Raw genomic sequence first — 24,907 nt, forward strand, 5'->3', positions numbered from 1 at the left:
TATTCGGTATAGCGCGGACAGTATTTGTCCCAAAAGAAAAAGTTCACGGACAATAGCACGATTGCCTCCCATGAAAACGCCTATCCAATCAACTGGAAGCTATCCTGTATCTCATTTTTAATTTCAAATATACCTTTAACCCCCTGCTCTACGGGACTATAATGAAGGCAATAAAGCAAGCTCGGAGGTGAAGAAAATGGAACCTTACGTATTGCATTTCAATGAAATCAATCGGACCCATTTGCCGCTGGTGGGCGGAAAAGGTGCAAATCTCGGGGAACTGGCGGGAGCAGGATTTCCCGTTCCCCAGGGATTTTGCATCACCACTTCCGCATATCGCAAGCTGATCGGGTCCAGCACCGAAATGGAAGCACTGTTTATTCGTTTAGAGCAACTCCCCCCCGATGACTTGGAACAGCTCCGCCTGTTAGCCGGCCAAATCCGGGATCATCTTATCGCTCTCCCGATGCCGAAAGATATCGAAATAGCCATACTGGATGCCTGGCAAGCTTCAGGCAAGGACATCCCATACGCTGTACGTTCTAGTGCCACAGCAGAAGATTTGCCGAACGCTTCTTTTGCCGGACAGCAAGAGACTTTTTTGAACATCATCGGGGAAAAGGAGCTGCTTTCTGCCGTCCAGCATTGCTGGGCTTCCCTCTTCACGGACCGCGCCATTTCCTACCGGGCGAAAAACGGCTTTGGCCACCGCTCGGTTTATTTGTCTGTCGTCATCCAGGAAATGATGTTCCCGGAAGTCTCCGGAATCCTTTTCACGGCCGATCCCATCTCCGGGCATCGACATACAATTTCAATAGATGCCAGTTTCGGTTTAGGCGAAGCGTTAGTATCGGGTCTTGTTTCAGCCGACTTGTACCAAGTCCGGGATAACCAAATCATCCGAAAACAAATTGCTAAAAAAGAATTGGCTATTTATGCCCTCCCAAAAGGCGGTACCATAACGAAATCAATCCCTGAGGCATTTCAGGAAATCCAGGCGCTGCCAAACCACAAAATCATTAAACTGGCGGAAATCGGCCAGCACATTGAGAACCATTACGGAGCCGAGCAAGATATCGAGTGGGGAATGGTCAACGGCGAGTTCGTCGTTTTGCAAAGCCGCCCCATCACCTCCCTATATCCCTTGCCCATTACAGAAGATGAACAGTTTCGTGTCTTTCTCAATTTCGGCTATATCCAAATGATGACCGATCCCATGATGCCCCTTTCCCTCTCTCTTTTGAGCAATGTCACGGGTTTTATTAATAAAGGCACCGTAGCTCCGGAAAAGCGTGTGCTGCGGGAAGCCGGCGGACGGGCGTTCGCTGACTTCACCAGGGTATTGTCCCTGCCGCCTCTCCGGAACCGCTTTTTAAAATTAATGGGCGGCATGGATGAATTGCTGGCATCGGCTCTGACAGAAGCCATTAGCCGGCCGGAATTTCGGCAAGTCCATATCCCCCCAAAGACGGTCGCTTTAAGAATTCGGCGAATTGCTCCTATGGCAATTCCCGTCGCTTTTAAAGCAGCTGCCAACTTCTGGCTGAAAGACCCGGCCAAAGCAAACAGCAAAGCGACCGAATTTATGAATCAAACTGTTCGAGCTGCCGGACTGAACTTGCAGCAAGTTTCAGGAGCCGAGCGTATTCGTTTCATCCAGCAAGGCATGGAGCGAATGTTCCCGGATGTATTGTCCAAAATCATTCCCTATGTAATTACGGGCATGCTTGCTTCAGGTGCACTCACCAAGAAGCTGAACCAAAAGTTTGGCGACGAACAAAGCGCCGTGCTCTTCAGCAAACTATACAAATCGCTCCCAGGCAACGTCACTACCGAAATGGGCTTGCAGCTTGGCGACTTGGCGGATTTTGCACGGGACAAGCCAGAACTGGTGAACCATTTGGAAACTGCCAGCCATGAAACATTTTACAATGGACTCCTGAATGTTTCAGGCGGCCCTGAGTTTCAGCAGCGTCTGGACCATTTCCTTCTGCAGTACGGGGCGCGCTGCATCGGTGAAATTGACATTGCCAAGCCGCGCTGGCACGAAGATCCCGCGCAGCTCCTGCCTTCCATCGCCAGCAATCTCCGGACCATGCAGCACGGCGAACATCGGCAACGATTTGAACAAGGCAAGCGGGAAGCGGAAGCAGCGGAAAAAGAAATTCTCCGGCATTTCACAGGAATTGAAAAACGCTATGTTCGCCGGCTCATCCGGCTGTACCGGCATTTGCTGGGCATGCGCGAACACCATAAATTCGCACTCGTGAAAGGGATGGATTTATACAAACTCGCTATTTTGGAAGAAGCCCAAACTTTAGTTGGTAAAGGCAAGCTTCTCACAGTCCAAGACGTCTTTTACCTTTCCGTAGAAGAGCTGAGCGGTCTGCTGTATGGCCAACATTCCGGAAATTTGCAGGAAGCAATCGAATCAAGAAAACAGCAGCACGAAGCAAATGGAAAATTAAAAACGCCGCGTGTTATGACAAGCGACGGGGAAATCATCGAAGGAAAACCGCGTACCGGTTCAGGCCTGAAAGACGCCCTGATGGGAACCCCCGTTTCGTCGGGTTCGGTGACCGGCATTGCCCGGGTAATTCTGCGTTCAGAAAATGCGCGGTTAAATGCCGGCGATATTTTGATTGCCCCCTATACCGATCCCGGTTGGACGCCGCTCTTCACTTCGGCGGCAGGTTTGGTAACGGAAGTCGGAGGCATGATGACGCACGGTTCTGTTGTCGCCCGTGAATACGGAATTCCGGCAGTTGTCGGTGTTGTAGGGGCTACGCAATTGATACAGGACGGTGACCGGATCCGGGTAGACGGCACACAGGGCTTTGTACAGATCTTGCAAAGAAAAATGGAGATAAGCCGTTAAAGATTGGCGGCCCTTTCAACACAAAAACCAGTTGCTTGGCTGCAACTGGTTTTATTTATTAATGAATCTTCAATCCTGTTTGGATGACTTGATCCGGTAGCGCGAATCTTCCTCCAGCTTATTGAAGATTTCTATATAGCGGGTTCCGGCATTCGTTTCTTCTGTCGGTGCCTCTTCGTCCAACAATTCTTTTAAAGGCTTTGTTTCCGGTTCAATGATGCGTGAGTCAAAGTCTTCCATTAAGGCTTGAAGCGCATCATAGCTCTCCACTTCCTTGTCTTTTTTCACTTCTTGAAAAAGTTCTTCCGATTCTGTTTCCGTCAATTCTACATAGCCGACCATAATTCGCTGTACTGCCATCCCAAAAACCTCCCAGTATCTGTTTTCCTTTCTATACCCTGCGCCCGAAGACGCATAAACATAAGGTTCTGCTTCTGAAAACAGCGGCTGCCACTAGAAGCGGCGAACGCTTTCCGTTATGATGGGACTATCAGAAAAATCATAAAACCGGAGTGATTTCTATGCGCGTCGCCATTTTCGACTTTGACGGAACTTTGTATTCAAAAGAAACTTTTCAATTGATGATGGAGCATTTAAAAAACCATCCTGTGCACAGCAAGCGGTACCGCCAGTTTTACCGGGCCATCATGCCCCCATATATCGGCTCCAAATTGAAGCTGGTCTCCGTGAAGAAAATGCGGGAACACTCGGTACAAGCCTACTTGGCGGCACTTGAGAGTTTCACGAAACCGGAATTGGAAACGTATTTCAGCGAAATTGCCGATAAAATGCACGGGGATTTCAATCCAGCGGTCGTTGAACGTTTGAAACAGCATGTCCACGACAACGATTACGTCATGCTCGTGTCCGGTGCGTTTACTCCGCTGCTCCATGCCGTGACGGAAAAACTTCCCATCGGAACCATCATCGGCACCGAAATCCCGTATGCCGGCAACATCCTTGACCTGAAAGCGAAGATTTCCCATATTCAAGGGCCGCTCAAAACGGAAAAAATCAAGGAAGCCTTATCCGGTCAGGACATCGACTGGCCAAACAGCTACGCTTACGGCGACAGCCTTTCCGATTTGCCGGTTCTTGAATTGGTCGGCCATCCTGTTGCCGTCCAGCCGGAACCAAGCCTGCGGACTGTAGCAAAAGAACGGAATTGGGAAATCCTTTAGGAAAACCGGATATCATCTTCAGAAAAAAGCGAATCGCAGCTGCGATTCGCTTTTTTATTGTTCGCCCAACACTTCAATGCAGATCCGGATACCCGCTGCCAAATCTTGGTGCGACCAGCTTGGAATCCTTCCATGCTGAATTGCAAGTTCGTGGGAGGCCGGGATATGTATAAAACCGGAAAGCATATCTGGCTTATGCTTGCTCGCATAATACAGGCCTTCATACATAACGTTATTGCATAAATAAGCCCCGGCTGTATTCGAAATTTCTGCCGGCAGCCCTCTTTCGATCAACCGGTCTACCATTTTCCGTGCAGGAAGTGTCGTAAGATAAGCCGGTTCCCCTGCTTCCCTGATGGGTTCATCCACCGGCTTATGGCCCTCGTTATCCACCGGACCATCTTTGAAATTGATGGCTATGCGCTCCGGTGTCATTTTATAGCGTCCAGCCGCCAGCCCTAAAGAGATTACAGCGTCCGGGGCTGTTTCTTCAATAAATTCAAGCAACTGATTCCCAGAAGCATGAAAATCCACTGGCATTACTTTGCCAATAATTTTGTAGCCGCCCACTTCTGCTCCATTCAACTCTTCGACAATCTTCATTGTCGGATTGACCGTATAATCGAGAAACGGCTCGAAACCGGTAAGCAATAATTTTTTCATCTATTTACTCCTCCATTCTGTTTAATTATACTCGAAAATACAGAATAATTAAAATACATATTTATTCATAAAACTTTATAAAAAACCTTTTATTTTATTCTTTCATTTGTTAAAATTCATTTAGTCGAATAAATATCCGAAAGAGATATTACTAGGAGGAACTATAAATGAAAAAGCAACATACACTATTTGCAGTTTTTGCATCCGCAGCTTTGCTGCTCGGTGCGTGCGGCAGTGATACATCCGAGTCAGGAAGCTCCGGCTCATCCGAAGATGCGAAAGTATTGGACATGGGAACGTCTGCAGAATTTCCGCCGTTTGAATCCCGCAATACCGAAGGTGAAATTGTCGGTTTTGACATCGACCTGGCCAACCATATTGCAGAGGAATTGGGTTATGAGCTGAATATTACCGATATGAAATTTGACGGTTTGATCGGCGCTTTGCAAAATGACCGCGTGGATATGGTGATCGCCGGCATGTCGGCTACCGAAGAACGCAAAAAGAACGTCGACTTCTCAACTGAATACAACCATTCAGGCGAAATGTTCCTGACTGCTAAAGGCTCTGACATCAAAACACTTGAAGATTTGGAAGGCAAAGTGGTCGGCGTCCAGCTTGGTACCATCCAGGAAGAAGGCGCCAATGCCATTCTGGAAGAAGGCGACATCAAATTCGAATTGAAAGCCTTGGACGACTCGGGTGCTTTAATTCAGGAAATCCTATCGAACCGTATCGATGCTGCCTATATGGACAAACAAGTTGCCAAAGGCTATATCGAAGCCCAGGACCTTGATGCATTTGATGATCCAACTACTGCTTCACCTGGCATGGCAGTCGCATTTCCGAAAGGCAGCGACCTTGTGGAAGATGTGAACGGCGTCATCGCTGAAATGGAAGAAAGCGGAGAAATGGATGAACTGAAAAAGAAATGGAAAATTGAAGAATAAAGAGGCACTAATCCATCCCACTTTGACCGCGACGTCCTGTCTCCAGTAAAAGTGGGATCATCTTCTGAATCAGAAAAGAGTTGGATAAAATGAACTTGGACTTTTCACAAATCGTCCCTTACATCCCTTTCATGCTGGAAGGGATTTGGGTCACTTTAAAATTTGTATTTTTCGCCATCATTTTAGGTTCCATTCTCGGGACCGTCCTGGCGCTGTTTAAAATCGGTTCTGTCAAACCCTTGCGCTGGTTTGCGGATGCCTATACGTCAATCTTCCGAGGCACACCGCTGATTTTGCAATTAATGATTATCTATTATTCCATCCCGCAGCTGACCGGCTATGACATCTCGCCATTCTTATCCGCCATTTTGGCGTTCGGATTGAATTCCTCAGCTTATATTTCGGAAATCATCCGTGCCGGCATACAGGCAGTCGACAAAGGGCAGATGGAAGCTGCTCAGGCACTTGGCGTTCCCTACCGCGCCATGATGACCGACATCATCCTGCCGCAGGCGCTGAAAAACATCCTGCCGGCTTTGATGAACGAGTTTATTACACTGACCAAAGAATCCGCCATCGTTTCGACCATCGGCTACCTGGATTTGATGCGCCGTGCACAAGTGGTGGGCTCCGATTTGTTCCGCAATTTCGAGCCGCTCCTGTTTGTCGGGCTGATTTACTGGTGCCTGGTCATGGGACTCACGGTCATCGGCAGAATGTTTGAACGGAGGCTGAAGCAAAGTGATTAAAGTGGAACATCTTTATAAAAAGTTCGGCAACAACGAAGTGCTGAAAGACATCACCACCGAAATAAAGAAAGGCGAAGTGGTTTCCATCATCGGCCCTTCGGGATCCGGGAAATCAACGTTTCTCCGCTGCTTGAATATGCTTGAAGTTCCGACGTCCGGAACCGTCGTGGTTAACGGACAAGATTTGACAGGCCCCAAAAAAGACGTCCAAAAAATCCGCCAGCATATCGGCATGGTGTTCCAGCATTTCCACCTGTTTCCGCATTTAACGGTTCTCGAGAACCTGACTTATGCCCCGATGAAAGTAAAAGGCGAGAAAAAAGAAACCGCCCAGGAAAAAGCACGCATCCTGCTGAAGCGGGTTGGCTTATCTGAAAAAGAAAAAGCTTATCCAAGCAGTCTTTCCGGCGGCCAGAAACAGCGGGTCGCAATTGCGCGTGCGCTTGCCATGGAGCCGGATTTGATGCTATTTGACGAACCGACTTCCGCACTGGATCCCGAAATGGTGAAAGAAGTGCTCGATGTCATGAAAGACTTGGCAAAATCCGGCATGACGATGGCTGTCGTCACCCACGAAATGGGCTTTGCGCGTGAAGTGGCCGACCGGGTGATTTTCCTTGACCACGGTGTCCTGGTCGAAGAAGGCCAGCCAGTGGAGTTTTTCAATAGCCCGAAATCCGAACGGGCAAGAGATTTTTTGGAAAAAGTATTGTGAACGAGCGCCCCTGGTGGCGCTTTTTTCATTTATGAGCAACTTGGCCTGCGATTCGAGCAACTTCGATTGAATTGCGAGCGGCTTTCTTCTTTTTACGAGCGACTCATCCATGTTTATTAGCAACTCCCCCCCTTTTGTTCATTCGATGCTCATATCTCTTCCCTCTTCCTCGAACAAGCACGTGATATAATCAAAAGAGCTAAAACTATATGAGGTGAATTATTTGTTTAGAAAGATCGTTATTTTAATCGGCGTAGTATTTTTCATGGCGCTTATTTTATTTACCGGCATGATGTTTTTGAAAAACGAAACAGAAGTTTATTCTCAAGGCGGCATCGCTTTGGCAATTGAAAAGCCCACTTTTTTCACGTTATCGGATCCGATTGAAACGGAAGAAGGGCCGGATGTAGCACACGCATATAAAATATCGCTTTTCGGCTTGTCGCTCGGTTCTTATACATTGGTAGAAAGAACGCTTGAAAACGAAGTGAAAATTGTGTTTGAAGAAGTGACGAATACCGGTTGGATGCCGTTCGCGGTTTCACTGAACACGAAAAATCTGGAAGAGGCAAAAGTGAAGTCATGGAACCCGGAGCCTGTGCAGCAAACTCAGGATGATACTTACGGAGCTGATCCTACGACCAATCCATACGGAACTATAGCCACGGGTGAAGGCGAAATTTTGCAGGGCAATTTATACGTCTCCAGGCCGATTACACTTGGCAACGGAGAAGCGGTCAACGAACTGCGCCATGAAATTCCCAATTTGACTTTGGAAGAAGGCCAACTGGCGAAGAGCTTCTGGCTGCCGCCTAAGCACGAGATGCAGACTTGGTTTATGCTGTCTCCTGAACCGTTTTTCGCTTCTGAAACTGAAGAGGACACCTGGATTTCCCATGCGCTGCAAAACCGCCGTGAGCAGCTGAACTGGCTGACGCCTGAAGGCCCGCTCGTCAAAATTCCATTGACAGACGACCTCCGTACAGAAATGGCTTATGATGTCATTGACGAACGGACACAAGATGCCGTCTCGGCTGAATGGAACCAAACCGCCCCTTCCCTCTTTTTTGAATCAATGCTATTAAATGCAAAAGCCATTACTGAATGACAATGAAGGCCCGCTATTTTTTTGCGGGCCTTTTTTAATCCATTCTTTTTGATAAAAACAGAATAATCAGTATAATGAAGGTGTAGAGCAGTGTCCTCTCTTCAATTGCAAATGTCCATCAAATCAAACAAGGAGGTTTTAATCATGGACCGCAGACGTGTGGACCCGCAGGAAGTTGAACGCCGGCAGTTTGACGACGATTTTTTTGCATCTCTGGACATGATTGGCGAAGGATCACCCGTATATTCATTTTTGGAAGATGACGATACCCCTGAAGAAGTAAAAGGGGAAGAGAAAAAAGCACAAAATCTGCAATAAGCTATAGCTTCGGTCTCCTGTTTTTTGAGGCGGAAGCCATGCAAAAACCCCCTTCAAGCAAAAACTTGAAGGGGGTTTCTTTCTTATTCCATCATTTCTGCAACGATCTCGTAAGAGCGGAGCCGGTCTTTCTGGTGGAAAATTTGTGAATTGATGATGACTTCGTTGGCACGGGTTTTATTGATGAAAGCACTCAATTTTTCACGCACCACATCCGGCGTGCCGACAATCATCGATTCCGTGTCCATCTTTTCTTTGAAAATGGCAATTTCACGGTCCGTCCAAACCTCTTCCAAATTGTCGATTGGCGGCGTGAACTCCGTTGGCATCCCCCGCATCAAGTTGAACATTTGCTGCTGGCCGGATGTTGCCAGCCATTCTGCACGTTCCTGGGTGTCTGCCGCAATGACATTTACTCCGACCATCGCATACGGGTCTTTCAGTGCGGTGGAAGGCTTGAAATTCTGATGGTACAGTTGCAGCGCTTGCATCGTAAAGTCCGGCGCGAAGTGGCTGGCAAATGAAAATGGCAAACCTTTAATTGCGGCTAATTGGGCACTGAAGCCGCTGGACCCCAGAAGCCAAAGCGGTACCCGCAGGCCAGTACCCGGATACGAACGTACGCGCCCGACCGGTTTATCGGAGAAGTAATTTTCCAGTTCGGCCACTTGCTGCGGGAAATCATCGCCGCTGCTTTGCAAGGTGCGGCGGAGCGCATAAGCGGTCGCTTGGTCGCTTCCCGGAGCACGCCCCAATCCTAGGTCAATACGGCCCGGATAAATCGCTTCAAGCGTCCCGAATTGTTCAGCAATAACGAGCGGTGCATGGTTCGGCAGCATGATCCCGCCTGAGCCGACACGGATTCGTTCCGTGGCTCCCGCAATGTGGCCGATCAATACGGAAGTTGCGGAACTGCCGATTCCAGGCATATTATGGTGTTCAGCAAGCCAGTAGCGGTTGAACCCCCATTTTTCAACATGCTGCGCAAGCTCGACGCTCCGCCGGAATGACTCTCCGGCGTTGCTGCCTTCATTGATCGGTGCCAGATCCAGAACCGATAGAGGAATATCTTTAAATTTTTTTGTCTGCATTGTTCTTCACTCCTTACCTTTCATATTGTATCGATTCTGCCAAATAAATACATCTTTCCGGCTCATGGATTCGAGCATAGAAAAAAGCCGACTCTTTTAAAAGAATCAGCTTTGGCTTGTCCATCTGTTGGCCGACAGGACTTCCTGCAGCGAAGAAAGAAAACGCATCGGCAACTTTGCTTGCATATGATGCAGTTGCTTGGCATGTTCCGGTTTGACGCCGGTAAAGATGCTAGACGTTCCCATAATGCTCAACGACTGGAGAAGTTGATCCAAATGTTGAAGGCCTTCGTCTGTAATTTTCCCCATTGCGGTTAAATCAAAAATCACGGTTTCAGCCTGCGTTTCATAAATGTTGGCCAAAAGCCGCGGCATAAATGCCAATACCTGCTCTTCCGTCAAATCGCCGAACAAAGGCACGAGCAGCCGGTCGCTATCCAATTGGATATACGGGGCAGACAATTCACGCACTTTTTGAAGCAGTTCGAGCGTCCGTTCTTTTTCCTGGAAAAGATCATAATCCGTCTCCCGGAGCCTTTCACGCAGTTTAGTCAGTTGATTTGCGACACGCTCCAGCTGGTTGTCCTTGGGAACGATAACGAGCGAGATATTTCCTGAATCACTCCGTTTTCCGTAAACATCCGCTAAAAACAATCCGTCTTTTCTGGAAATGAAATTAAGCTCAAACTTCGGTTGAAGAACTTCGGAACTTAACATGTTTTTTGCTTTTTGTAGGCTTTCTTCGTCAACAATATCGGTGAATAACCGGCAGTCCCCAAACAGTTCAAACGCTTCTGCCGAGCTTTCGACGACGTGCAATTGGATATCCAATGTAAATGCCGGGAGCGGCAATGCATTAAATTGAGATGTCGTAGTCATTGCGCGGATTCTCTCCCGTCTTGAGCCAGAGTTCCAACTGGCTTAAATCTTGTATAACCATCGCCCCGGTGCTTCTCAAAGAATTCACATTGGAAACGTTGACCGCCCGGCCCCCAATCAAAACAGCCGGTTTTGAGTGCAATGCCATAAACGCTTGTGCATACGTTTTTAAAACAGGCAGTCTGTATACCAGTGCCCCCGATAAAGCGACAACATCAGGCTGCCATTTTTCTGCCGCCTCCAAAGCATGCGGCAACGGCAGGTTGGGTCCCATGTATTTCACCGACCAGCCATGTTCACGAAAAAGGCTGGATACCATTTTCAGGCCGATATAATGGTCCTCCCCTTCGGGACCGAGAACCATCACTTTTCTTTCCAGCCCTTTTTCTGCCATTTCGCGATTATCCACGGCTGATACGACAAAATCGCATATGGCTGTCGCTAAATGCTCATCCGCCACTGTAATTTCATTGTTCTCCCATAAAGCGCCGATATGGTACATTGCAGGCGTCAGCAAATGGTCGAATAATTCTTTGCGGCTGTGCTGGGCGAGGAAGAAATGAATGTGGCGCAACGCCTCCTTATCTTCGCCTTCCAAAAACAAATTCGCTAATTGAGTGGGTTGAATCATTGGATCAACCTCCTTTTGCTACGGTTTAGTAAGTAATGCATTCGCCTCTTTCAGGCAGTCAAGCATAAAACGCTCTTCTTGTTTCTCGGTTTTTCCCGGAAGAATGTCGATAAGCCGCTCAAAATTATCAATAATCAATGCAGTTTCCACGTTTCGGCTATTCAGCACCGTCTCGAGCCAAAGACTATAATCCAGGAATACTTGCTTGTCTTCCAGTTCATAAGCCGTTTCCAAATGGTCCAGATGGTGATGGTTGTCTTTTTCAGTATGCTGAAACCCCTGCTCGCCGAAGCGCTCCCAAAGATTTGGATAGGCTTCATAGATGCTTTTGGCCGTTTCCAGCGCAATTTTGTCTTTAATGGCCTTATTCATTCGGCTACCACCTCATACTGGCGGACCTTTGGCACAATTCCGGCCAATGCCTTATCCGGATAATTTTTTTCAAGTTCATGGATTTCCTTAAATTCATTGCTTCGAACCCAGTTCATATAAGATTCTTTTGACTGCCATTCCATATGCACAGTCAATTCATTTAATTTTTTGGTGTTCTGGATCAAGCGAAACTGCTGAAAGCCTTCTGCCTGGTCCACCCGGCGGGAACGGTTCTGGTATATTTCAATAAGATCCTGCGTTTTCTCCATGGGTACTTCTACAGTTGAGGTCACAATATACATCCATATTCCCCTTTTTAAAATTAGTTAATGCTTATTATAACCTTTCGCCAAGCGAATTAAAAGAAATGCTCTTTTCACTTATTTATCGTGATGAGCAGTATATTTTTAGACTATTTCAACTTTCCCCTTGCACTTCTTTCTGAAATGCTCTAGACTTACAAATATCGAATTATACATAACTTCATAATTTATTTCTTATCAAGAGAGACGGAGGGATTTGGCCCTATGATGTCTCAGCAACCAGCCTCACGGCCACGGTGCTAATTCCAATAGGCAGCCGCCTAGAAGATGAGAAGATTATGTTCCTGAAATAGGGGCTTTCTTCTTTTTGAAGAAAGCCCCTATTTTTTTATTCGAAAGGATGATGAACATGACAAAACAAAGTTTGGAGACAGCAATGGTCCAATTGGGGAACCGCAATGATGCCGAAACGGGTGCTGTCAGCCCTCCCATTCATTTGTCAACAGCATATGCCCATGAAGCATTGGGGCAATCGACGGGGTTCGATTATACGCGAACGAAAAATCCGACGAGGGCCATTCTAGAAGAAGGCATTGCCGCACTTGAACAAGGAAACGCAGGGTTTGCCTGCAGTTCCGGTATGGCCGCCATCCAGCTTGTTTTGTCCTTGTTCCGTCCGGGAGACGAACTTCTCGTTCCGGAAGATGTATATGGTGGAACTTACCGGCTGCTTGACCACTTTGCCAAGGTGTATAACATCCGGACGATTTACGCCGATTTTAAGGACAGTACGAAAACCGAAGCATTCATCTCGGAGCATACACGGGCATTCTTTATCGAAACCCCGACAAATCCATTAATGGAGGAAATTGATTTAATTGCCTATGCAGCACTGGCGAAAAAACATAATCTCCTGCTCATCGTTGATAACACGTTTTTAACGCCTTTCCTCCAGCAGCCGCTCGCTTTAGGAGCTGATATTGTCGTCCATAGCGCGACGAAATACATCGGTGGACACAATGATGTATTAGCTGGATTAGTCGTTGCTAAAGGCCAGGGAATCTGTGAAAAATTGGCCAGCCTTCACAATGCGGCCGGCGCCGTCTTATCCCCTTTTGATTCATGGCTCTTGATCCGGGGAATGAAAACTTTGCCGCTCCGAATGCGGCAGCATGAAAAAAACGCCCGAAAGGTAGCGGCTTTTTTGAAACAGCAGCCGGTCATTGCAGAAGTCCTTTATCCCGGCAAAGGCGGCATGTTGTCTTTCCGCCTGAACAACGAGGAATGGATCGCCCCTTTTCTCGAAAACGTCCGTTTGATCGCTTTCGCCGAAAGCCTCGGAGGCGTCGAAAGTTTCATCACGTATCCGGCAACACAGACGCATGCGGATATTCCGGAATCCGAGCGTGTACGCCGCGGCATTTGCAACCGCCTGCTCCGGTTTTCTGTCGGAATTGAAGATGCCGACGATTTAATCGCTGATTTAACCCAGACATTCGCTAAACTCGAAAAGGAGGCTATTCGCTAATGACGGATCGTTTAGAAACTCAATTTATTCATGCAGCCGGCGTTGACCGTGAAACCGGTGCAGTGAATGTACCCATTTATTTATCTTCGACTTATCATCAGGAAAGCTTTGATGAATTCGGCCCTTTCGACTATAGCCGCTCCGGCAATCCGACGCGTTTAAAATTGGAAGAAACCATTGCTAAGCTTGAAAACGGCACGCGCGGATTCGCCTTTGCGTCCGGCATGGCTGCTATTTCATCAGCATTCATGCTGCTTTCAGCAGGCGACCATGTGCTTGTTTCAGAAGACGTCTACGGCGGCACTTACCGGTTCGTCACAGAAGTCCTGACTAAATTCCACATCGACTATACATTCGTCAATATGACGGATTTGAGTGAAATGGCAGAGGCGATCCGCCCGAATACAAAAGTCATTTATCTTGAAACGCCTTCCAACCCGGTCATGAACATCACCGACATTGAAATCGCTGCAAAACTGGCAAAAGCGAATGACTGCCTGACATTTGTCGACAACACGTTTATGACGCCGCTTTACCAAAACCCGCTGGACCTAGGAGCAGACCTCGTCCTTCACAGTGCGACAAAGTTCTTGTCAGGACATAGCGATATCATTGCCGGACTTGCCGTTACCAAAGATGTGGAGCTCGGCAACCGCTTGGGCTTTATCCAAAACACCTTCGGTTCGGTCTTGGGAGCCCAGGATTCCTATAACTTGATCCAAGGCATCAAGACACTCGGAGCCCGGCTGAAACAGTCTTCCGGCTCAGCCCGCATCATCGCCGATTACCTGCACAGCCATCCAGCCATTGAAGAAGTGTATTATCCCAGATTCCGTTTCCATCCGGGCTACCCGATACATGAACGCCAGGCAACAGGTGCCGGAGCCGTCTTGTCTTTCCGCCTGGCTGACAAGGAAGCAGCCCGGACATTTGTGGAAAGCTTACAGATTCCAATATTTGCCGTCAGCTTAGGAGCAGTCGAATCGATCTTATCGTATCCGGCAACAATGTCCCACGCTTCGATGCCAAAAGAAGAACGCGAAAAACGCGGCATTACAGACGGCTTGCTGCGCTTGTCAGTCGGGTTGGAGCACACAGATGACTTATTGGAAGATCTGGAACAAGCATTGCAAAAAGTCCGGCAAGCGGCCGGAGAGGCATCAACCATCCTATAAAAGAGAGAAGGAATAATACATGACCACAACAGCAACCAAAGCCCCATTCAGAGCAGACCATGTCGGGAGTTTACTTCGCCCCGACAGCATTCATAACGCGCGACAGCAATTCAAAGATGGCGAAATCACAGCACAGCAATTGCGTGAAATTGAAACCGCGGAAATTACCCGTATTGTGGACAAACAGATTGAAGCCGGATTGCAGGCCGTAACTGACGGCGAATTCCGCCGGACTTTCTGGCACACTGATTTCATGGCGCATATCAACGGATTTGAAGGGTACACTCCAGAAAAAGGCTATCAATTTAAGAATGTGGTGACTGAAGCATATGATGTCCGTAATATCGGCAAAATTTCTTTTGATAAAAACCATCCCTTCGTCAAGGATTTCATTGAATTCAAGGAAATTGTAGATGGCCGCGCAGTTCCAAAGCTGACAATCCCAAGTCCGAACCAATTTTTCAATCAGGGCATCCGTGACGAAAGCATATATCCGGATCTGGAAGTCTATGCAAAAGACGTCATTGAAGCTTACCGGGATGCCCTCAAAGCCTTTTATGAAGCAGGAGCCCGCTATATCCAAATTGATGATGTTTATATCGCAGGACTGTCGTCTCCTGATATCCCGTTTAATGATGGTCAATATAACCGGGAATACCTGATTGATTTGGCACTGCGGGTCGTTAATGGCGTACTGGAAGGCAAACCTGAAGATTTGTATGTAACGACGCATCTATGCCGCGGCAACTATAAATCGGATTGGGCTTTTGAAGGAAGCTACGCCTTGATCGCCCCTACTTTATTTGCGAAAGAAAAAGTGGACGGCTTTTTCCTCGAATATGATGATGAGCGCTCCGGCAGTTTCCAGCCGCTCGAGCATATTCCGGTTGGCGGAGCTAAAGTAGTCCTCGGTGTATTCACTTCAAAACGAGGTGAATTGGAAGACAAAGAAGCAATCAAAGCGAAAATCGAAGAAGCCGCAAAGTACGTTCCTCTTGAACAGATTTGCATCAGCCCTCAATGTGGATTCGCTTCCACACACCACGGCAACAGCCTTACCGAACAGCAGCAATGGGATAAGCTGAAGTTTATCGTGGAGCTCTCTAAAGAAATTTGGGGATAAATCAAAAAACAGTGAACGGAAAATTTCCGTTCACTGCTTTTTTAAAGCCTACTTTTCCTGTCTCTGCTCAACCGAAAAAAAGCCGTCCCTTCCCAAAGGATTGGCCGCTTTTCTTCTATTATATATGTTCTTTGCCAGAAACAGCCGGAACGCCATCCAGCGTGCTTTGCGGCAAACTTGCATAATTGGCGACGCCAGTCTCGATTGCAGCCTTTGCTACAGCCTCTGCTACAGCCGGTGCCACCCGCAGATCAAAAGGAGCCGGTATCACATAATCGTCATGAAGTTCATGCGCCTCGATCAGTCCGGCAATGGCTTCAACGGCCGCAATTTTCATTGCATCATTGATTTGGCTCGCCTGAACATCCAATGCCCCTCTGAAGATTCCAGGAAAAGCCAGAACATTATTGACCTGGTTCGGAAAATCGGAGCGTCCTGTCCCGACAATACGCGCGCCCGCTTCTTTCGCTAAATGCGGAAGAATTTCCGGATTCGGATTGGCCATTGCGAAAATGATTGGATCTTTTGCCATCGTCCGGATCATGTCCTGCGTCAGCGCCCCTTCCGCTGAAACGCCGATAAAGACATCCGCACCATGGATAACGTCTCCCAGCAAGCCTTCCAAACGGTCCGGGTTGGTGTCGTTCGCTACTTTTTCCTTGTACGGATTCATGCCGTACGTCCGGCCATCAAAAATAGCCCCTTTTGTATCGCACATTATGAGCTGGCTGCAGCCAAACTTCCTTAAAAGCTTCACTACAGCAATACCGGCTGCACCCGCGCCGTTGACCACAATTTTCGTTTCAGCAATTTCCTTGCCGACCAATTTCAAGGCATTGGTCAAACCAGCTAATGTCACAATTGCCGTCCCATGCTGGTCATCATGGAAAACCGGAATGCCCATTTCCTCTTTCAAACGGTCTTCTACAACAAAACAAGTCGGCGCCGAAATATCCTCCAAGTTGACGCCGCCAAAGCCAGGTTCAAGCAATTTGACCGTTTGAATGATGGTTTCAGCATCCGTTGTGTTCAAACAAATTGGAAACGCATCGACCCCCGCGAATTCTTTGAACAGCAAGGCTTTTCCTTCCATTACCGGCAATGCCGCTTCAGGTCCGATATTGCCCAGTCCAAGAACCGCAGTGCCATCCGTGATAACTGCCACTGTATTGCCTTTCATCGTATAGTCATATACTTTGCCGCGGTCTGCTGCTATTTCCCTGCATGGTTCCGCCACTCCAGGAGAATAAGCAAGGCTTAAATCCCGTTCATTTTTCACCGCCACTTTGGACCGGACTTCCAATTTCCCTTGATGTTTCCGATGCAACTGCAAAGAATCGTTCTTCAGGTTCGACATTGCCTCATCTCCCTTTGTCATAATGGTTTATTATAAAGACTATTCTGAAAAATAAAACCCCTTTTCGTCCGTTGCATGACAATTCAGTCTTTTGGCTGAGGCATAACAAAAAGGAAGCGTTTACTTGCCCGCTTCCTTTCCTGCATTTACTGGGCCGTATAGCCCCCATCTAAAATTACCGCTTGTCCGGTCATGCCGCGTGCAGAATCACTGGCAATATAAAGTGCCAGATCCGTAATTTCATTTACGTCCAGCAGGCGTTTTTGCGGTACGAGTGGATACAGCACTTCCTCCAAAACCTGTTCCAGCTCAATCTTTCGTGTTTTTGCCAAATCAGCGAATTGGTTGCGCACCAGCTGCGTATCGACATACCCCGGGCAGATGGCGTTTACCGTAATGCCTTGTGCTGCAGTTTCAAGCGCAGCTACTTTTGTCAATCCGATGACGCCATGCTTCGCAGAATTATAAGCCGCTTTTCCAGCAAACCCGATCACCCCGTTAATCGATGCCATATTGATGATGCGGCCGAATCCTTGTTGCCGCATATGCGGCAATGCGTATTTTGTCGCGATAAATGGCGCCGTCAGCATGATTTTAACAAGCAGCTCAAATTTCTCCGTCGGAAAATCCTCAAGGAGCGAGACATGCTGCATGCCGGCATTGTTCACGAGAAAGTCCAGGCTTCCATAGGTTTCAACTGTGAAATCAATTGCACGTTTAATCTCTTCTTCTTTCGTCACGTCGCAGACGATGCCCACCGCTTCCCCAGGCAATTGCTTGGCGGCTGCATCCACTGCTTCTTGTGCCAGATCGGAAACGACGACTTTAGCACCTGCCTCCGAAAAGGCTTTGGCAATATCAAAACCGATGCCGCGTGCGGCTCCCGTGATGAATAACACTTTCCCTTCCATTCAACTTCCTCCTCCATCAAATTGCTGTCCAGCCACCGTCCACTTTAACTGTTTCGCCTGTTACAAAATTTGCCAAGTCTGAAGCCAAGTAAAGGACAGCTCCTGAAATATCCTTTGGCTGGGATAGCCCATCCAAAAGAATCCGGCTATTCACTTCTTTTTTAAATTCTTCGTCTTCAAACATTTTGGCCGTCAGTTCGGTTTCAATAAATGTTGGGGCAACACCATTGACACGGATGCCGTTTTTCGCCCATTCTACAGCAAGCGCTTTTGTCATTTGCACTAGGCCGCCTTTACTGGAGCAGTAAGCGGCACGTTTAACAAATCCGACAAACGCCATTTGGGAAGCGATGTTGATAATGCGTCCACTGTTCTGTTCGAGCATATACTTTGCAGCCGCTTGGCTGGCAAAAAAGGCCGATTTTAAATTCAAATCGAGGACGGTATCCCAGTCTTCTTCCGTTACTTCCATGGCCGGCTTCGCAATATTAACGCCTGCATTGTTGACCAGTACATCAATCGTGCCGAATTCTTCAGCAGCTGTATCAATCAGGCGCCTCACTTCTTGAATATCGCTTAAGTCTCCGGATACTACCATGCATCGTTCGTTAAACGACCGCAGCTCCGCCAGCGTTTCTTGGAGGACATCTTTGTTGCGCCCGGAAATCACGACATTGGCATTCAACTTGGCAAAAGTCAAAGCGATGTCTTTGCCGATTCCTTTGCTCCCGCCTGTTACAACAACCGTTTTGTTTTCAAGCTCGGAAAAGTATGCAGTCATTTGCTGTCCTCCCCGTTTAGTTTCATGTCATTTTTCAGGAAATAAATGAGTGTCTGCTCCCGTTCAGCATTTATTTTCTCTGAAATATCGGGATCCCATTTATAGAAGCCTTCGCCGTTTTTATCCCCCAGTTTCTGTTCTTCTACCAGTTTCGTGAGGACTTCGCCGGACCGCTGGGCTTTTGAAAGATCTTCGAATAAATAATTTGAAATGGCTGAGAAAACGTCTAATCCGCCCATGTCTGCTGTCATTAAAGGCCCGGTAACCGGCAAACGGCGCCCGATGCTGTAAGTCACGGCAGCATCAATGTCTTCTTTCGTCGCGGCCCCCGAATCGAGCAAAGCCTGCGCTTCCCGGAACAATGCGTATTGAAGGCGGTTGCCGATAAAGCCCGGCAATTCCTTGTTCAATAGGATCGGCTTTTTGTTCATAGCCGTTATCACGTTCATGGCGCGCTCCACAGTCGCTTCATCTGTCCGTTCGCCTTTCACCACTTCCACGAGCGGAATCAAATGGGCGGGATTCCAGAAATGCGTCACGACAAAGCGGTTCGGATGTTCCATCTCTTCTGCCAGCAAGCTTGGTTTAAAACCGGATGTATTGCTCGCGATGACCACTTCTTTCCCTACCATGCCCTCCAACTTTTTATACATTTCTTTCTTCAGTTCAAGCACCTCCGGAATCACTTCGATGATGAAAGTGGCTCCTTCCACCACTTCCGCAAGCGATGTTGAGAAATGGATATGCTCTTTTATTTGTTCAGCTTCCGCTTCATCGAACAAGCCGTTCTCTGCCATGACTTTGAGTTTGCTTTGCAGCCCTTTTGCTGCATTTTCAAGATCTTTGTCATTGATGCCATACACCTTAACCGTCTGCCCTGCCCATGCGGCGGACAAAGCAATTGAATGCCCCATCGTGCCGGAGCCGAGAATTGAAATCTTTTCCATAGTTTGCACCTCTTTTTTAGTATGTATAAACGAACTATACCCAACAAACTACAAAACGAATAGTTTGCTGGGTATTTTCATCCTATAAGCCAAGCCCAAGTGAGAACAGAACCACTGCCAGTGCAGCCCCAAGCAGCGGCACCACTACAGAAAGTGCACCAAAGGCCGGATAAGCATCCCGGTGCGTTTCACCAGCAATTGACCGGATAGTCGTTACAACGTATCCGCCTTGCGGCAATGAATCCAGCGACCCGGATGAAATCGAAACCGTTCTGTGCAAGGCTTCTGCGTTAACGCCCATATCAAGGTAATGCGGCGCCAGAAGCGGCAGGGCAATTGCCTGTCCACCGGAAGAAGATCCGGTCAAACCGGCAATAATGGCAACTGCCAATGCACCGCCAATGAGCGGGCTTCCAGGAATCCCTGTCATAACATCCACGGCTGATTCGAATGCAGGCGTTGCTCTTACTACGCCCCCAAAACCGACAACTGCTGCCGTATTGGCAATTGCAATCACAGCACCTAGTGCCCCTTCACCGAATGCGTGGCCAATATTCTGGAAGTATTTTCTATTGATTAAGTACGTGGCCAGAATACCGCCGCTTAAAGCAATGATCAAAGCGGAAGTTCCCAAAGAATCATGGAAAATAAATGAAATGATTAAAACTACCACTAACGGAATCATGCTGAGCAGTGGATTCGGCAATTCTTTGCGTGCTTCAGAAGATGGATCGGTTTTCCGTGCAACAAAATGCTCGCCTTTTGAAACGGCTTTGTTGATCATCTTCTTCAGCCACCAGTATCCGAAAACCATCATAAAGACGGCTACAATCGCACTGACTTCCCAGCCGGCATATGGAGACGTGCCCAGAAATTCAATCGGAATCCAGTTTTGGATTTCCGGTGAACCTGCGGAAGTCATCGTGAAAGTTGTTGATCCGAACGCAAGCGCCGCCGGGATAAATCGGCGCGGCAGATCCGCTTGTTTGAACAAGCTGAGTGCCATCGGATATACAGAGAAGGCTACAACAAACAAACTGACCCCGCCATAAGTCAGTACTGCACAGGCGATGACAACCGCCAAAGCCGCCCGTTTCATGCCGATTTTGCTGACAATCCATTTGGACACGCTGTCTGCCGCTCCGCTGTCTTCCATCACTTTCCCGAATATTGCCCCTGTTAGGAACATCAAATACCAGGAAGCGATAAAGCCGGTGAACCCGGTCATGTAATTTGTTAAGAAGTTAGCAGCCCCTTCAGGAGCCAGCTGAGGGAAAATTGGCAAACCATTCAAAACTGCCACCAACAATGCTGTAATCGGGGCAGCAATCAACAGGTTCATGCCCTTCATCGTCAAATAAATCAATAATGCCAAACCGCCGAACAACCCAATCGTACCTAACATATAATTTCCTCCATCATCCCTTGTTTGTGTAATTGCTTATCATTGCCATACGCCTATTTCCTTAAAAATAGTGAACCAGCGGAAGCATAAGCTCCCGCCGGAAAACCAATATTTTTACTTATTGCCGTAACGTCTGACGCGGAGAAGCGCCTGTTCTGCATGTCCTGCAAAATTCTCCAGTTGGCAAAGGCGTGCAGCATACTCGCCGATATAAGCACTTGCTTCCGGAGTCGTTACTTTCTGGTATGTCACGGTTTTGATGAATTTCCCTACCCATAGACCGCCAGTGTAGCGCGCTGCCCCTTTTGTCGGCAAGGTGTGGTTTGTTCCGATTACTTTGTCGCCGTATGCAACATTCGTTTCTGGCCCTAAGAATAAGCAGCCGTAGTTCGTCATATTTTCAAGGAAATAATCCGGATTTTCTGTCAGGATTTCCACGTGCTCGAATGCCAAACGGTCCGCTTCAATGCGCGCCTCTTCAATCGAATCGACAATCAGGATTTGGCCGTAATCTTCCCAAGACACACGTGCAACGTCGGCGGTGGACAGCGTTTCGAGTTGGCGCTCAATTTCTTTCACCGTCTCTTCTGCCAATTGCTCACAAGTTGTGATCAATGCACCTGGGGAAGTCGGGCCATGCTCGCCTTGTCCAAGAAGGTCTGTTGCAATCATTTCAGCATCTGCTGTGTGGTCTGCCACTACCAAAGTTTCTGTCGGGCCTGCGAACAAGTCAATTCCGACTCTGCCGTATAGCTGGCGCTTCGCTTCAGCCACAAATGCATTTCCGGGTCCTACAATCATATCCACTGCTTCAATTGTTTCTGTGCCAATGGCCATTGCCCCCATTGCCTGGATGCCGCCAAGAAGGTAAATCTCATCCGCGCCAGCCAAAGACATAGCGGCAATGGTTGCATTTGGAATTTCACCATTAATCGGCGGTGTGCAAGCGATTACACGTTTGACGCCGGCAACTTTAGCCGTCAAGACACTCATATGAGCAGAAGCAACCATCGGATAGCGCCCGCCTGGAATATAACAGCCTACGCTGTTAACCGGAATATTTTTATGGCCCAGAATAACGCCTGGAATGTGCTCCACTTCCACATCGTTCAAAGAAGCCAGCTGCGCTTCTGCGAAAGCCTTGATGTTCTTTTGGGCAAATTTGATATCTTCAATCACATCTTCCGGAACTTTGGAAACGATTTCATTTATTTCCGCATCAGTTAAGCGGAATGATTCAGGTGCCCATTTATCAAATTTCTCCGATAGCTCACGGACTGCCTGATCGCCTCTTGATTCAATATCTTTTAAGGATTCCGCGACAATTTGTGATACTTTTGCGTCATTGGCACTCACTTCTTCTTGTGATTTTCCTGCTTTATATACTCTCACCATATTAACCCCTCCGGTTTTATATTTTTGAATACGTATGCAAAAACGCTTACATTTAGAAGGATATTTCAAATTGTTTAAAAAGTCAATATTTATTACGTAGTTGACCGTTCAATTAAATGCCCATCTACTTCAAATGTTTCAGCGGCTCCTGTATACTCGGCAATCTCGGCCAATAAATAGGCTAACGTTGCTTCAATCATTTCATCGATCGGCTGTTCCCACGTCGTCAATTGATAAGCTGGCCAAGATGCCATTTCAATATTGTCAAAGCCGATGACTTTCGTTTGTTCCGGCACTTGAATTGAATTTTTCTTCAATGCGTCCAACACGCCAAGCGCCATAATATCATTTGCTACAAAAATGGCCGGGGGCGTATTTCCTTCTTCAATCATTTGCATCGCTGTTGTATAGCCGCCGTTATACGTGTAATCAGCAGAAAAATGGCGGTAGGCCGCTTTCTTCTGTTTCAAAACTTCCTGAAATCCCCTTTGCCGGTCCCGGCTTGTCGATGTGTCGGCATCCCCGGCAATATAAGCCATTTCTGCTATCCCTTGATCAAAGAAATATTGTGCTACTTTACGGCCGGCGTCCAAGTTATTGCAGCTGACAGAATAAAATTCATCAGAATTGAGTTTCCGATTGAAGAATACTAGCGGAATTTTATTTTTCTTGAATTCTTCTCCCACGTTCAGCGCCATAACGGCATCCGTAATGATGACGCCTGCCACATTATAATTCAGCAAAGTTTCTACGTCTTCCGCTTCAATCTCGTCATTGTTCGTATGGACGAATAACATGCTGTACCCTTTTTCCTTGAATGCCGCTGCGAATTGCTTTAGCACTTGAGGATAAAATGGATTATGCACGCCTTTCATGACAATGCCAATGATTTTGGTCCGATTGGTAATCAAACTGCGGGCAAATTCATTTGGGCGGTAACCGAGTTCTTCCGCTGCAGCCATAATTTTTGCACGGGTCTTCTCGGATACTTTTGCCCCTTCAAAAAACACGCGCGATACCGATGACTGGGAAACCCCTGCCAACTTCGCTACATCTTTTGCCGTTACTGTGTGTTTCAAAGCTCTCCACCCTTTTCGCTAATCTCGAACTCTAGAATACACTATTTGGATATCGCTGGCATTAATTTATCTCAAAGATCTAAAAAAACATCCGCACCAAAAGGCACGGATGCTTTCTTCCATCACTGAATTGACTCCAAACTGGAAGTTACAATATATTCTTCGTCTCCTTCTGTCATCCGGAACTCCCTTTTCACTTCCCCGAAACCTTCGACGAAATAAGATCGGAGCAATGCCCCGTCTTCGCTTGTTCGTTCCAGCAGAATCGCCTGGTCAAAATTGCGGTATGGCGTTTCCACCTGTGCATCGGTTTGGATGACGGTCATTCCTTTCACTTCATCGCCTGCTTCTATTGGCAATTTATAATAGAGCGAAATCGGCTCGAGCGCCTGCAATTCTTCTTTGGTTGGTGTGTACTCTTCATAAAACTCCTGCTCTTCTTTTACCAGTTCTACCTGCCCATCCCCAAGCCGGTATACCCGCAAGATGACTGTTCCCCCATTATCTTCGTAAACGGCAATATGCCCTTCCGGCAAATAAGTTGTCTGCAATGTGATAGCTGCATACTCATTGCCTTCTCCTTTAAACTTGGCAGTCGTCCCATCTTCCATAAAGTAAGCGTAAAGATCAGCTGAGTTTCCATCTGCTTCCTCTGCTTCAGTATCAGTTCCAGCAACTTGATCCACGTTCTCTGGAATTTCCGTTTCGGGCTCCGGCGTTCCGACTTCTGGCATAACGGGTTCTGAACCACAAGCTGACAACAGCAAGACAATTACTGAAGGTACCCAGATGCGCTTCATCTAAATTTCTCCTTTTTGTATTAGACGAGCTTTTGGGCCCGATGTTACAAAGCAGCCACAAATAAGTTGGCAGTTTCAGGATTTTATTGGTAAAATTTATTTCTAACATTGCATATTAGGCGAGGGAAACTATGAAGAAAAAACTATTAGTAGCTGGGATTATTTGCAGCATTTGGCTGGCCGGCTGTTCAAATGGCATAGACGAAAAAACAGCAACGGATTCACAAGCACCACAAAGCAGCTCGAACCTTGAATTATTGGATCAGCCTTTCGAGGAAATTACGCTGCAGGAATGGGAAACGATCTATTTAACACAGCAAGACTTCGATCTTTTTTTATCCGGATTAGCAGCTGAAAATGCAAAAGGTGCACAGAAAGTTGCCGGAATTAAAAAAGATTCAGATGAAATCATCATTACCCTGGATAACCGGGACGGAGAATCACTTGATAATTTGATGGCAGCACCTTTTATCGATACAAAGGTTCGGACTGCTTATCTCCATTCCGCTTATTACGAAGGGCAACAGCCAAAAATCATCGTCAAGGACTTATCTGGCGTTGTTTTGTCTGAAACATCCGATGCACTGGAACCTGTAGGCCCATAAAAC

26 protein-coding genes and 1 riboswitch are annotated in these 24,907 nt (G+C 47.4%); of the genes, 11 read left to right on the forward strand and 15 right to left on the reverse strand.

Annotated elements, in window-relative coordinates; genetic code table 11:
• Positions 1-196 precede the first annotated feature (196 nt).
• Entirely contained in the window at positions 197-2,878 is a 2,682-nt protein-coding gene (locus tag HU147_RS04765) for a phosphoenolpyruvate synthase (RefSeq protein WP_224075151.1), read from the forward strand.
• Positions 2,879-2,947: 69 nt separating this feature from the next.
• On the opposite strand, the gene HU147_RS04770 is transcribed toward HU147_RS04765, so the two are convergent.
• Positions 2,948-3,238: a hypothetical protein gene (locus HU147_RS04770; RefSeq protein WP_224075152.1), complete on the reverse strand. Its 291-nt coding sequence runs from the start codon at positions 3,236-3,238 to the stop codon at positions 2,948-2,950.
• Between the two features lie 161 nt (positions 3,239-3,399).
• Between HU147_RS04770 and HU147_RS04775 the strand changes: the two genes are divergently transcribed.
• Positions 3,400-4,059 carry an HAD family hydrolase gene (locus HU147_RS04775; RefSeq protein ID WP_224075153.1) on the forward strand — a complete coding sequence of 220 codons (660 nt, stop codon included), beginning with the start codon at positions 3,400-3,402 and terminating at the stop codon, positions 4,057-4,059.
• A gap of 54 nt (positions 4,060-4,113) precedes the next feature.
• Here the strand turns inward: HU147_RS04775 and HU147_RS04780 are convergent, their stop codons facing one another.
• A complete protein-coding gene (locus HU147_RS04780) occupies positions 4,114-4,722 on the reverse strand; it encodes a pyroglutamyl-peptidase I (RefSeq protein ID WP_224075154.1) in 609 nt (202 codons plus the stop codon).
• 167 nt (positions 4,723-4,889) lie between these two features.
• On the opposite strand from HU147_RS04780, the gene HU147_RS04785 reads away from it, so the two are divergent.
• The 5 genes from HU147_RS04785 to HU147_RS04805 all read left to right on the forward strand — a co-directional run bounded on the left by HU147_RS04785 (position 4,890) and on the right by HU147_RS04805 (position 8,562).
• Complete coding sequence (locus HU147_RS04785) at positions 4,890-5,672, forward strand: transporter substrate-binding domain-containing protein (RefSeq protein ID WP_224075155.1); 783 nt, start codon at positions 4,890-4,892, stop codon at positions 5,670-5,672.
• A gap of 89 nt (positions 5,673-5,761) precedes the next feature.
• Positions 5,762-6,421: an amino acid ABC transporter permease gene (locus HU147_RS04790; RefSeq protein ID WP_224075301.1), complete on the forward strand. Its 660-nt coding sequence runs from the start codon at positions 5,762-5,764 to the stop codon at positions 6,419-6,421.
• Positions 6,414-7,136 carry an amino acid ABC transporter ATP-binding protein gene (locus HU147_RS04795; RefSeq protein WP_224075156.1) on the forward strand — a complete coding sequence of 241 codons (723 nt, stop codon included), beginning with the start codon at positions 6,414-6,416 and terminating at the stop codon, positions 7,134-7,136. The genes HU147_RS04790 and HU147_RS04795 overlap by 8 nt, the downstream gene beginning before the upstream one ends.
• A 214-nt stretch (positions 7,137-7,350) precedes the next feature.
• Positions 7,351-8,244, forward strand: coding sequence for a hypothetical protein (locus tag HU147_RS04800; protein ID WP_224075157.1), 894 nt, complete (start codon positions 7,351-7,353; stop codon positions 8,242-8,244).
• Positions 8,245-8,388: 144 nt separating this feature from the next.
• Positions 8,389-8,562 carry a hypothetical protein gene (locus HU147_RS04805; protein ID WP_224075158.1) on the forward strand — a complete coding sequence of 58 codons (174 nt, stop codon included), beginning with the start codon at positions 8,389-8,391 and terminating at the stop codon, positions 8,560-8,562.
• A gap of 83 nt (positions 8,563-8,645) precedes the next feature.
• On the opposite strand, the gene HU147_RS04810 is transcribed toward HU147_RS04805, so the two are convergent.
• The 5 genes from HU147_RS04810 to HU147_RS04830 all read right to left on the reverse strand — a co-directional run bounded on the left by HU147_RS04810 (position 8,646) and on the right by HU147_RS04830 (position 11,837).
• Complete coding sequence (locus tag HU147_RS04810) at positions 8,646-9,653, reverse strand: LLM class flavin-dependent oxidoreductase (RefSeq protein ID WP_224075159.1); 1,008 nt, start codon at positions 9,651-9,653, stop codon at positions 8,646-8,648.
• A gap of 105 nt (positions 9,654-9,758) precedes the next feature.
• Positions 9,759-10,532 (reverse strand): STAS domain-containing protein, encoded by a 774-nt coding sequence (locus HU147_RS04815; protein ID WP_224075160.1) that lies wholly within the window; start codon positions 10,530-10,532, stop codon positions 9,759-9,761.
• Complete coding sequence (locus tag HU147_RS04820; RefSeq protein ID WP_224075161.1) at positions 10,510-11,163, reverse strand: cobalamin B12-binding domain-containing protein; 654 nt, start codon at positions 11,161-11,163, stop codon at positions 10,510-10,512. The genes HU147_RS04815 and HU147_RS04820 overlap by 23 nt, the downstream gene beginning before the upstream one ends.
• Positions 11,164-11,181: 18 nt before the next feature.
• Complete coding sequence (locus HU147_RS04825; RefSeq protein WP_224075162.1) at positions 11,182-11,535, reverse strand: hypothetical protein; 354 nt, start codon at positions 11,533-11,535, stop codon at positions 11,182-11,184.
• Positions 11,532-11,837, reverse strand: coding sequence for an antibiotic biosynthesis monooxygenase family protein (locus HU147_RS04830; protein ID WP_224075163.1), 306 nt, complete (start codon positions 11,835-11,837; stop codon positions 11,532-11,534). The genes HU147_RS04825 and HU147_RS04830 overlap by 4 nt, the downstream gene beginning before the upstream one ends.
• Before the next feature lie 192 nt (positions 11,838-12,029).
• Positions 12,030-12,132: riboswitch (SAM riboswitch) on the forward strand.
• 75 nt (positions 12,133-12,207) lie between these two features.
• Between HU147_RS04830 and HU147_RS04835 the strand changes: the two genes are divergently transcribed.
• Genes HU147_RS04835 through HU147_RS04845 form a run of 3 tightly spaced genes read left to right on the forward strand, consistent with a single transcriptional unit; the run spans position 12,208 to position 15,624 of the window.
• Positions 12,208-13,326: a methionine biosynthesis PLP-dependent protein gene (locus HU147_RS04835; protein WP_224075164.1), complete on the forward strand. Its 1,119-nt coding sequence runs from the start codon at positions 12,208-12,210 to the stop codon at positions 13,324-13,326.
• A complete protein-coding gene (gene metC / locus HU147_RS04840; RefSeq protein ID WP_224075165.1) occupies positions 13,326-14,501 on the forward strand; it encodes a cystathionine beta-lyase in 1,176 nt (391 codons plus the stop codon). Before HU147_RS04835 ends, metC begins: the two co-directional genes overlap by 1 nt.
• 19 nt (positions 14,502-14,520) lie before the next feature.
• Positions 14,521-15,624, forward strand: a complete 1,104-nt coding sequence (locus HU147_RS04845; RefSeq protein ID WP_224075166.1) for a 5-methyltetrahydropteroyltriglutamate--homocysteine S-methyltransferase — start codon at positions 14,521-14,523, stop codon at positions 15,622-15,624.
• A 118-nt stretch (positions 15,625-15,742) separates the two neighbouring features.
• Here the strand turns inward: HU147_RS04845 and HU147_RS04850 are convergent, their stop codons facing one another.
• The 8 genes from HU147_RS04850 to HU147_RS04885 all read right to left on the reverse strand — a co-directional run bounded on the left by HU147_RS04850 (position 15,743) and on the right by HU147_RS04885 (position 24,299).
• Positions 15,743-16,981, reverse strand: a complete 1,239-nt coding sequence (locus HU147_RS04850) for a malic enzyme-like NAD(P)-binding protein (RefSeq protein WP_224075167.1) — start codon at positions 16,979-16,981, stop codon at positions 15,743-15,745.
• 146 nt (positions 16,982-17,127) lie between these two features.
• A complete protein-coding gene (locus tag HU147_RS04855) occupies positions 17,128-17,892 on the reverse strand; it encodes a 3-hydroxybutyrate dehydrogenase (RefSeq protein ID WP_224075168.1) in 765 nt (254 codons plus the stop codon).
• A 16-nt stretch (positions 17,893-17,908) separates the two neighbouring features.
• Entirely contained in the window at positions 17,909-18,673 is a 765-nt protein-coding gene (locus tag HU147_RS04860) for an SDR family NAD(P)-dependent oxidoreductase (protein ID WP_224075169.1), read from the reverse strand.
• A complete protein-coding gene (locus HU147_RS04865) occupies positions 18,670-19,620 on the reverse strand; it encodes a 3-hydroxyacyl-CoA dehydrogenase family protein (protein WP_224075170.1) in 951 nt (316 codons plus the stop codon). The genes HU147_RS04860 and HU147_RS04865 overlap by 4 nt, the downstream gene beginning before the upstream one ends.
• A gap of 82 nt (positions 19,621-19,702) precedes the next feature.
• Entirely contained in the window at positions 19,703-21,025 is a 1,323-nt protein-coding gene (locus HU147_RS04870; protein ID WP_224075171.1) for a GntP family permease, read from the reverse strand.
• A gap of 114 nt (positions 21,026-21,139) precedes the next feature.
• Entirely contained in the window at positions 21,140-22,420 is a 1,281-nt protein-coding gene (hisD, locus tag HU147_RS04875) for a histidinol dehydrogenase (RefSeq protein ID WP_224075172.1), read from the reverse strand.
• Between the two features lie 92 nt (positions 22,421-22,512).
• Positions 22,513-23,499 carry a LacI family DNA-binding transcriptional regulator gene (locus HU147_RS04880; RefSeq protein WP_224075173.1) on the reverse strand — a complete coding sequence of 329 codons (987 nt, stop codon included), beginning with the start codon at positions 23,497-23,499 and terminating at the stop codon, positions 22,513-22,515.
• A gap of 122 nt (positions 23,500-23,621) precedes the next feature.
• A complete protein-coding gene (locus tag HU147_RS04885) occupies positions 23,622-24,299 on the reverse strand; it encodes a hypothetical protein (RefSeq protein WP_224075174.1) in 678 nt (225 codons plus the stop codon).
• 131 nt (positions 24,300-24,430) lie between these two features.
• Here HU147_RS04885 and HU147_RS04890 point away from each other — a divergent pair, with 131 nt between their 5' ends.
• On the forward strand, positions 24,431-24,904 hold the full coding sequence (locus tag HU147_RS04890; RefSeq protein ID WP_224075175.1) for a hypothetical protein: 474 nt from the start codon (positions 24,431-24,433) through the stop codon (positions 24,902-24,904).
• Positions 24,905-24,907: the final 3 nt, after the last annotated feature.

The organism is Planococcus chinensis (assembly GCF_020071995.1).
Taxonomy (GTDB): domain Bacteria; phylum Bacillota; class Bacilli; order Bacillales_A; family Planococcaceae; genus Planococcus; species Planococcus chinensis_A.